The organism is Burkholderia sp. AU30280, from assembly GCF_020420125.1.
Classification (GTDB): Bacteria; Pseudomonadota; Gammaproteobacteria; order Burkholderiales; family Burkholderiaceae; genus Burkholderia.
Map to the genome: position 1 here is coordinate 264,288 of NZ_JAIZRY010000012.1, position 8,132 is coordinate 272,419.

Below are 8,132 nucleotides of genomic sequence, written 5' to 3' on the forward strand. Positions count from 1 at the left end.
CCCGGCAGGCCGACATTACGCCGTCAGGGCGGCGGGCATCAGCGATTCGATGAACTTCGTGGTGCGGCGCGCCTGGCGCTTCATTGCGTAGTCGAACACCGCGGCCTGTTCCTGCAGCATCTCGGCGATGATCGTCGAGTGATCGGCCGGCGGCAGCGACAGATACGCATCGGCTTCGCCGTACGCGTACTCGATCCGCATCCCGGACTTCTTCGCGATGTGCATCATCGTCGCGTTACGCGACAGGCAGTGCATGTACAGCATCGTCACGTGCGTATTGCGGCTGCGGATCGCCGCGCGCTCGAACAGCTTCGAGCCGACACCGCGGCCGCGTGCGCTTTCGAGCACCGACACGCCGAATTCGGCCGTGCGCTTGTCGCCGTCGGCCGGCAGATAGGCCAGGTGGCCGACGCCGATCAGTTCGAGGTCGTGGTCGAACACGCCGAATACGGTGTCGCGGCCGAAGTCGATCGTGCGGACATAGTTCTCGATCACGTGGTCTGGCACCATCTGGCCGAAGCGCAGCAGGCGGTCCTCTTCGTCGAGCGAGAGAAAGTGGGTGAGCATCTGCTCACGGTCTTTGGAAGCCAGTTCCCTTACGAGAACCGGCGCACTACCGGCGGTGCCGACGACATCGGCGGAGCCGTTCAATTGCGTGTTCATCGTGGGTTCCTCAATGTATGACCGTACAGCGGGTTGTGCAACGCAACAGCATTTTACCCGACCGTCAGCCCCTGGATTGGGGAAAACCCGTATTTGACCTTGTTTGTACTGGAGGATGAATTCTAAATCTGCTTAGTTAATCTCGTATCTATTTGATTTTTAACAGATTTAAAATTCATCATATGAAATGCGCGAAAGGCGGCCGCAGTGTGCCTGTCTTGCAACGTTTGCTGCTGTGCGGCAATCAGGCAGCCGTCGACAGCCCGCGCTCGATCAGGTCAATCACCTGCTCGGCGAAGTCGCGGTAGCCGAGGCGGCCGCCGGGCTTCAGCCATGTGAACGTCCAGTTGATCATCCCGAACACCATCATCGTCACGGATGTCTGGTTTTCCTTCGAGATGCGGTCCGGGTACGCGCGCGCGAGCTGCCGTGTGAACGCCGCGACGATGTCGCGCTGGCGATCGAGCACGATTTCGCGCTGCGCGTCCTCGAGATACTTCACGTCGTTGAGCAGCGCGACGTGGCGGCTGTGCGACGTTTCGTACTCGGCGAGGAACGCGCGCACCAGCTCCGCGAACGCGTCGCGCTCGCTGAGGCCGCGCCGCTGGCTCGCCCCTTCGACCTCGGCGATGATCAGCATCAGCCGCTTCGTGTAGCGGTCGAGCAAGTCGAACAGGATCGCTTCCTTGCTCTCGTAATAGTGATAGAGGCGTGCCTTCGACGTGCCGCTCGCGGTCGCGAGATCGGACATCGACGTGCTCGGGTAGCTCGTCTGCGCGAATTTCTCAGCGGCCAGATCGAGGATCTGCTCGCGCTGGGATTCGTGGTCGGGCGCTCGGGTACGGGCCATGGTCGAATGCGGAAGATTAGCGGTGCGTGGCGGCCGTGCGGGCCGCGCGCACCTGCGTGGAAGAGAGGGCGTCGGGCGCGTCGTCCTGCAGCTCGAGCCGGCCGGCCGCCGCGAGTTCGCGGCAGCGCCACCAGGCGATCGAGTCGCTGACGAACAGCCCGCCGCGGTCGGCGTCGGCCATGATGCTGCCGACGAGGCGCCCCGCGGGCCGCCAGTCGGCTTCCGCGCGCGCGACGATCAGCGCGTCGAGGTCCGCATAGTGGCCGCTCTTGATCGTGTTGCTGACCCAGTAGCGCAACTCGGCGTTCTGGTGCTTCGCCTCCTGCCATTCGAGCGCGAGGCGGCCGATGCGCAGCACCGAGATCGGCGCGGCCATCGGGCGCTTCCGCGCCAGTTCGGCGGGCGAGAACATGCCGGTCGCGCATGCCTGGTCGGTGCGCGACAGCGCCGCGCGCTGCGCCGAGACGAGGTCGGCGGCCGACAGTCGCACTTCGTTCAGGCGTTGCGGGACGTTGCGCAGGTGATAGGCGACGCGGCGCAGCAGCAGTTTGTCGCCGACGCTCGGCGCATGCCACACGACCACCTGGCCCGTATCCGTCGCGAGCTGGTCGAGGCGCGCGAACTCGCCCTCGATCTCCGCGTTCCAGTCGGGAATCTGGTCGCCGAGCACGCGCTGCCAGAAGGCGGCGCGCGTGTCGGGCATCTCGTCGGCGCCCTTGAGCGGCCCGACCCCGAGATCGTCGAGCAATCCGACGACGCGCTCGTCGCGTCCGGCTTGCGCGAGGGCCTCGCGCAGCGACGCGGCGGCGGTGCCGCCCTGAATCACATGAATGGTACTCATCGGCCTGTCGTCAACAAAAGAAAACCGCCGGCCGGGCGGACGTTGCGATGTCCAGCCGGCCGGCGGCCCCTAGTGTAAGCGAGATGTGTGACGGCGAGAAACCGTCCGGCGCCGCGACGCGACGTCGCTCAACGCTCGTCGAAGCTCACGACGACCTTGTCGCTGATCGGGTGGCACTGGCACGTGAGCACGAAGCCGTCCTTCACTTCATGCGCTTCGAGCGTGTAGTTCTTTTCCATCCGCACTTCGCCCTCGAGCACCTTCGCACGGCAGGTGCAGCACACACCGCCCTTGCACGCATACGGCAGAGCGAGGCCCGCACGCAGGCCGATATCGAGCAGGCTCACGCCTTCGTACGGCAGCCGCAGCTTGCGCTTCTTGCCATCAAGCACGATTTCCAGGTCGGCGGCCGGCGTCTGGTCGGTGATTTCGACGACCGGCGCGCCGGCCTGCGGCAGCGGCGTGCCGAAGCGCTCGACGTGCACCTTCGCCTGCGGCACGCCGGCCGCCTTCAGCGCGGCCTCGGCCGCGTCCATCATCGGCGCGGGCCCGCAGATGAACGCCTCGTCGATCGCGTCGGCCGGCGTCAGCGTGTCGAGGAACTCCGCGCATTTCGCCTGATCGAGCACGCCGTTGAACAGCGCGACGTCCTGCTGGTCGTCCGACAGCACGTGATAGAGGACGAAGCGGTTCATGTAGCGGTTCTTCAGGTCCTCGAGCTCTTCCGCGAACATGATCGCGTCGACGCTGCGGTTGCCGTAGATCAGCGTGAATGTGCTGCGCGGCTCGAGTTCGAGCGTCGTCTTCACGATCGCGAGCACCGGCGTGATCCCGGAACCGCCGGAAAACGCGACGTACTGCTTGCCGTGATCGGCGTTCAGGTGGGTGAAGAAACGGCCGTCCGGCGTCATCACGTCGATCGTGTGGCCTGGCTTGAGCGAGTCGAACGCGAAGTTCGAGAAGCGGCCGCCGCGCACGCGCTTGATGCCGATGCGCAGTTCGCCGTCACGGTCGTAGTCCGTCGTGCCGACGCAGATCGAATACGAGCGTCGCGTTTCCTCGCCGTCGATGTGGGTCTTCAGCGTGACGAACTGGCCCTGCGTGAAGCGGTACGCATCGCGCAGCTCGGGCGGCACGTCGAAGGAGACGGTGACGGCGTCGGCGGTTTCGGGCCGCACGTCGCGGATACGCAGCGGATGAAATTGCGGGGTCGCCATATCGATTAATAAGGTTTGAAGTAGTCGAAGGGTTCGCGGCAGTCGACGCAGCGATACAGCGCCTTGCAGGCCGTGGAAGCGAATTGCGCGAGACGCTCGGTGCGGGCTGAGCCGCAGCGCGGGCACGCGGGCGCCGCGACCGGCCGCGGCACGAAGCGCACGACGCTTTCCCGCGGCGCGGCGGTGCCGCACTGGCCGACCGGCGGCGCGATGCCGTACGCGCGCAGCTTGTCGCGTGCTTCCTGCGTGATCCAGTCGGTCGTCCACGCAGGCGCGAGCACCGTCTCGATCCGGTGCGGCGGGAGGTCGGCGGCCTGCAGCGCGGCGGCGATGTCCTCCGCGATCTGCGACATGGCCGGGCAGCCCGAGTAGGTCGGCGTGATCACGACCTCGAGCCGGCCGTCGTCCGCGCGGCGGACGTCGCGCAGGATGCCGAGCTCGCGGATCGACACGACCGGAATCTCGGGATCGGGCACGGCTTCGAGCACGTCCCATGCACGGGCGAGCAGCGGATCGTCGCGGTGCACGGTGGGCGCGACATGAGCGGGGGCGGTCTGGACGGACATCGTCGGGCTCCGTGGCGTCGGGGTTACCAGGTCGCGCCGGGGTGCTGGCGTGCGAGGCTTTGCATTTCGGCGAGCAGGTAGCCCATGTGTTCCGAGTGCTCGCCCTGCTTGCCGGTCGTCACATGCTGCACGGGGGCCGGCAGCGTGAGCGTCGCTTCCGCGAGCGCGTCGTCCACGTCAGCGCGCCATGCCGCTTCGAGCGAGGCCGGTGCGGGAGCGATGCCCGCGGCTGCGACCGCGTCGTCGATCGCATCGGCGGCGAAGAATTCGCGCGTATACGGCGTCAGGTAGTCGAGCGCGTCCTGCGCGCGACGGTGCGATTCGTCGGTGCCGTCGCCGAGGCGAACGAGCCACTCGCGTGCGTGCTGCACGTGATAGCGGGTTTCCTTTACCGACTTCGCGGCGATCGCGGCGAGCTGCGTGTCGGTCGACGTTTCCAGCGCGGTCCATACGTGCAGCATCAGCGCCGAGTACAGGAAGTTGCGCACGATCGTCACCGCGTAGTCCTTGTCGGCGTGCGCGGTGCCGGCGAGCGGGCCGTAGTGCGGCAGCTCGGCGAGCGTGAAGTTCGCGAACTCGCGCTCGGTGCGGAAGTAAGCGTAGTCGTCCTCGGTCTTCGTTGCGCCGGTGAGCTGGCGCTCGAGTTCGGCCGCGTGCGTATACAGCATGCGTGCCTGGCCGATGAGGTCGAGGCTCATGTTGGTGAGCGCGATGTCTTCCTCGAGGATCGGGCCGTGACCGCACCATTCGGCGTTGCGCTGACCGAGGATCAGCGTGTTGTCCGCGAGGCGCAGCACGTAGGAGAGGTGTTCGGGCGTGATCGTCATGGCGCGGGCGTTACATGTGGTTGACTTCGTCGGGCAGCGTGTAGAACGTCGGGTGACGGTAGATCTTGTCGCCCGCCGGCTCGAACAGCTCGGCCTTCTCGCTCGGATCGGACGCGGTAATCGCCGACGACGGCACCACCCAGATGCTCACGCCTTCCTGGCGGCGCGTGTAGACGTCGCGCGCCATGCGCAGCGCCATCGACGCGTCGGCGGCGTGCAGGCTGCCGCAATGCTTGTGGTCGAGCCCCTGCTTGCTGCGCACGAACACTTCCCAGATCGGCCATTCCTTGTTCATCACTTTCTCCTGAATGCTGAATTCGATGGTGTGCCGCCGCTCAGGCGGCGTGCTGTTCGGCGCGCGCGCGGCGCTTTGCTTCGTGGGCGAGTGCGGCTTCGCGCACCCATGCGCCGTCCTCGTGCGCTTTCACGCGGGTCGCGAGGCGTTCCTTGTTGCACGGGCCGTCGCCGTTGACCACGCGCCAGAATTCGTCCCAGTCGATCGTGCCGTAGTCGTGGTGGCCGCGCGCCTCGTTCCACTTCAGGTCGGGGTCGGGCAGGGTCACGCCGAGGACTTTCGCCTGGTCGACCGTCGCGTCGACGAACTTCTGCCGCAGGTCGTCGTTCGTGATCCGCTTGATGCCCCATTTCGCGGACTGATTGCTGTGGACCGAATCGGCGTCGCTCGGGCCGAACATCATCAGCACCGGCCACCACCAGCGGTTCACGGCCTGCTGGACCATCGCGCGTTGCGCGTCGGTGCCCTTCATCATCGACAGCAGCGCGTCGAAACCCTGGCGCTGGTGGAACGATTCTTCCTTGCACACGCGGATCATCGCGCGCGCGTACGGGCCGTACGTGCAGCGGCACAGCGGGATCTGGTTCATGATCGCCGCACCGTCGACGAGCCAGCCGATCACGCCGACGTCGGCCCAGGTCGGCGTCGGGTAGTTGAAGATGCTCGAATATTTCGCCTTGCCGGCGTGCAGTGCGTCGATCAGCGAATCGCGCGATACGCCGAGCGTTTCGGCCGCGCTATAAAGATAGAGGCCGTGGCCGGCTTCGTCCTGGACCTTCGCGAGCAGGATCGCCTTGCGCTTCAGGCTCGGCGCGCGCGAGATCCAGTTGCCTTCGGGCAGCATGCCGACGACTTCCGAGTGCGCGTGCTGCGAGATCTGGCGAACCAGCGTCTTGCGATAGGCGTCGGGCATCCAGTCCTGCGGTTCGATCTTGCCGTCGGCGGCCATGACCGCATCGAACCGCGCCTGCTCGGGCGACTCGGCTGCGGCGTCGAGCGGCGCGACGTTGCCGGGGATGTCGAGGGATTGCGTGTACATGGCGAGATTCTCGTCCGGTTGAATGTGTGCGAAGTATAAACCAACCGACCGGTCGGTTAATAAATTTCTTGTGGATTTGCGGCGCGATTCGGGTAAACGAGGGACGTTGGGGCGCGATCGGGTGGCATCGTGCTGGTCTGGCGCGTGGGGTTCGCGTCTTCTGCGGCACAATGCCCGCTTTCCGACGAGGATTTTGCCGATGTCATTCCGAAGCAGTATCGCCGCGGCCGTGCTGGGTGCGGCCGTCTTTGTCTCGCCGCTCGTGGCGTCGGCCTCGGCCGAGCCGGCCGGATGGGTGGCCGCGTGGGCGACCGCGCTGCAGCCGATTCCCGACCTTGCCGCACCGCCGCCGCTTTATCGTGCACCCGACGTGGCCGGACGGGCCGTGCGCCAGATCGTGTATCCGACGGTGTCGGGTCGTGCCGCGCGGATCCGCGTCAGCAATGCGTACGGTCGTGCGCCCCTGGTCGTCGAGGCGGCGAGCCTCGCGCGCGCCGGGGAAGGGGCGGCGCTTGCCGGTGCGGCGGTGCCGGTCCGGTTCGGCGGCAAGGCGTCCGTGACGCTGGCGCCGGGCCAGGAACTCGAAAGCGATCCGGTAGCGATCGAAGTGGCGGCCGGGCGGCCGTATGCGATCAGCCTCCAGATGGGGCCGAACCAACGGATGACGGTCTGGCACCGTGTGTCGAACCAGTTCAATTACGTGTCTGCACCGGGAGGGCACGTGAGTGATCCGGGCGCCGCCGCGTTCCGCGCCCGTTTTACCCAATATGCATGGGTGAGCGAGCTCGCGGTCGAGGCCGGTTCCGCGCGAGCCAGCGTAGCGGCGATCGGCGATTCGATTACCGACGGGCTGCGTTCGAGCGTGAACCGGAACCACCGCTGGCCGGACGCACTGGCGCGTCGGCTGAGCGCCTCCGGCGTGGAGTCGATCGGCATCGCGAATCTTGGTATCAGCGGGAACCGGCTGCTCAGCGATTCGGCGTGCTATGGCACATCGCTGGCATCGCGATTCGAACGCGATGCGCTGTCGCGCGCGGGTGTGAAGGCCGCGATCGTGCTGATCGGGATCAACGACATCAACTTTGCGGCGATGCCGCCGCGCGCGGGGCTCGATTGCGACCACCCGCATACGCAGGTCACGGCTGCATCTTTGATCGACGGCTACCGCCGGCTGATCGAAGCGGCGCACCGTCAGGGGGTGAAGGTCTTCGGCGCGACGCTGACGCCGGCTGGGCTGCCGGCGGAGCGTGAGGCGATCCGGCTTGAGGTGAACCGGTGGATCCGGAGCGGTAGCGGGTTCGACGGCGTGGTCGACTTCGATGCCGTGCTGCGCGATCCGGCGCGCCCGAGCGTGCTGCAGCGTCGATACGATAGCGGGGACGGCATTCATCCGAGCGACGCCGGCTACGCGGCGATGGCCGATGCGGTGTCGATCGAGCAACTGCAGGCAGTGGTGGGCGGCAAGTGACGCGCCTCTATATATAGAGGGAAGTGTTGCTGGCGACCGGGAGGTCGGCAGCATCACGCGGCCCGTCGAGCCCCCCAGCCCCCGTGCGCGATAGCGCACGGGGGCTTTTTCAAAATATTTTCACAAAGGGGCTTGCGTGGTTGGGGGCGGGTGCTTAGAATCACGCCTCTTTCGCGCTAACGGAAACACGGCGCGGAAGAGGGAAGCAGGGTCGGTGGTGTGCGGCAGTCTGGCGCGTACAACTGGCCTGGAAGTTGAGCCCCGCAGTCGCAACGCTGATGTTAAAAAGTTGTTGACGAACTGCGAAACACGGTTCATAATCTCGCTTCTCTGCTGCTGAAAACGCAGCGCTGCCGGGAAACACGA

General features: G+C 66.3%; 10 protein-coding genes. 1 reads left to right on the plus strand and 9 read right to left on the minus strand.

Annotated elements, in window-relative coordinates; all coding sequences use genetic code 11:
* Positions 1–15: 15 nt before the first annotated feature.
* The 8 genes from LGN17_RS26510 to paaA all read right to left on the minus strand — a co-directional run bounded on the left by LGN17_RS26510 (position 16) and on the right by paaA (position 6,298).
* Complete coding sequence (locus LGN17_RS26510; protein ID WP_226199502.1) at positions 16–663, minus strand: GNAT family N-acetyltransferase; 648 nt, start codon at positions 661–663, stop codon at positions 16–18.
* A 244-nt stretch (positions 664–907) separates the two neighbouring features.
* The gene (locus LGN17_RS26515; RefSeq protein ID WP_006482923.1) at positions 908–1,513 is read right to left on the minus strand and encodes a TetR/AcrR family transcriptional regulator; all 606 of its coding nucleotides are present in this window, start codon (positions 1,511–1,513) and stop codon (positions 908–910) included.
* A gap of 16 nt (positions 1,514–1,529) precedes the next feature.
* Entirely contained in the window at positions 1,530–2,354 is an 825-nt protein-coding gene (locus LGN17_RS26520) for a DUF1835 domain-containing protein (RefSeq protein WP_226199504.1), read from the minus strand.
* Between the two features lie 128 nt (positions 2,355–2,482).
* Positions 2,483–3,571, minus strand: a complete 1,089-nt coding sequence (gene paaE / locus LGN17_RS26525) for a 1,2-phenylacetyl-CoA epoxidase subunit PaaE (RefSeq protein ID WP_226199506.1) — start codon at positions 3,569–3,571, stop codon at positions 2,483–2,485.
* Positions 3,572–3,576: 5 nt separating this feature from the next.
* A complete protein-coding gene (gene paaD / locus LGN17_RS26530; protein WP_226199508.1) occupies positions 3,577–4,137 on the minus strand; it encodes a 1,2-phenylacetyl-CoA epoxidase subunit PaaD in 561 nt (186 codons plus the stop codon).
* Between the two features lie 23 nt (positions 4,138–4,160).
* Positions 4,161–4,964 (minus strand): 1,2-phenylacetyl-CoA epoxidase subunit PaaC, encoded by an 804-nt coding sequence (gene paaC / locus LGN17_RS26535; protein ID WP_226199510.1) that lies wholly within the window; start codon positions 4,962–4,964, stop codon positions 4,161–4,163.
* A gap of 10 nt (positions 4,965–4,974) precedes the next feature.
* Complete coding sequence (gene paaB, locus LGN17_RS26540; RefSeq protein ID WP_027788585.1) at positions 4,975–5,259, minus strand: 1,2-phenylacetyl-CoA epoxidase subunit PaaB; 285 nt, start codon at positions 5,257–5,259, stop codon at positions 4,975–4,977.
* 40 nt (positions 5,260–5,299) lie between these two features.
* Positions 5,300–6,298 carry a 1,2-phenylacetyl-CoA epoxidase subunit PaaA gene (paaA, locus tag LGN17_RS26545; protein ID WP_039366897.1) on the minus strand — a complete coding sequence of 333 codons (999 nt, stop codon included), beginning with the start codon at positions 6,296–6,298 and terminating at the stop codon, positions 5,300–5,302.
* A gap of 199 nt (positions 6,299–6,497) precedes the next feature.
* Between paaA and LGN17_RS26550 the strand changes: the two genes are divergently transcribed.
* Positions 6,498–7,766, plus strand: coding sequence for an SGNH/GDSL hydrolase family protein (locus LGN17_RS26550; RefSeq protein WP_226199513.1), 1,269 nt, complete (start codon positions 6,498–6,500; stop codon positions 7,764–7,766).
* A gap of 160 nt (positions 7,767–7,926) precedes the next feature.
* Here the strand turns inward: LGN17_RS26550 and LGN17_RS26555 are convergent.
* Positions 7,927–8,132: hypothetical protein (locus tag LGN17_RS26555; RefSeq protein WP_226199516.1), on the minus strand; the 206-nt coding region annotated here is incomplete at its 5' end.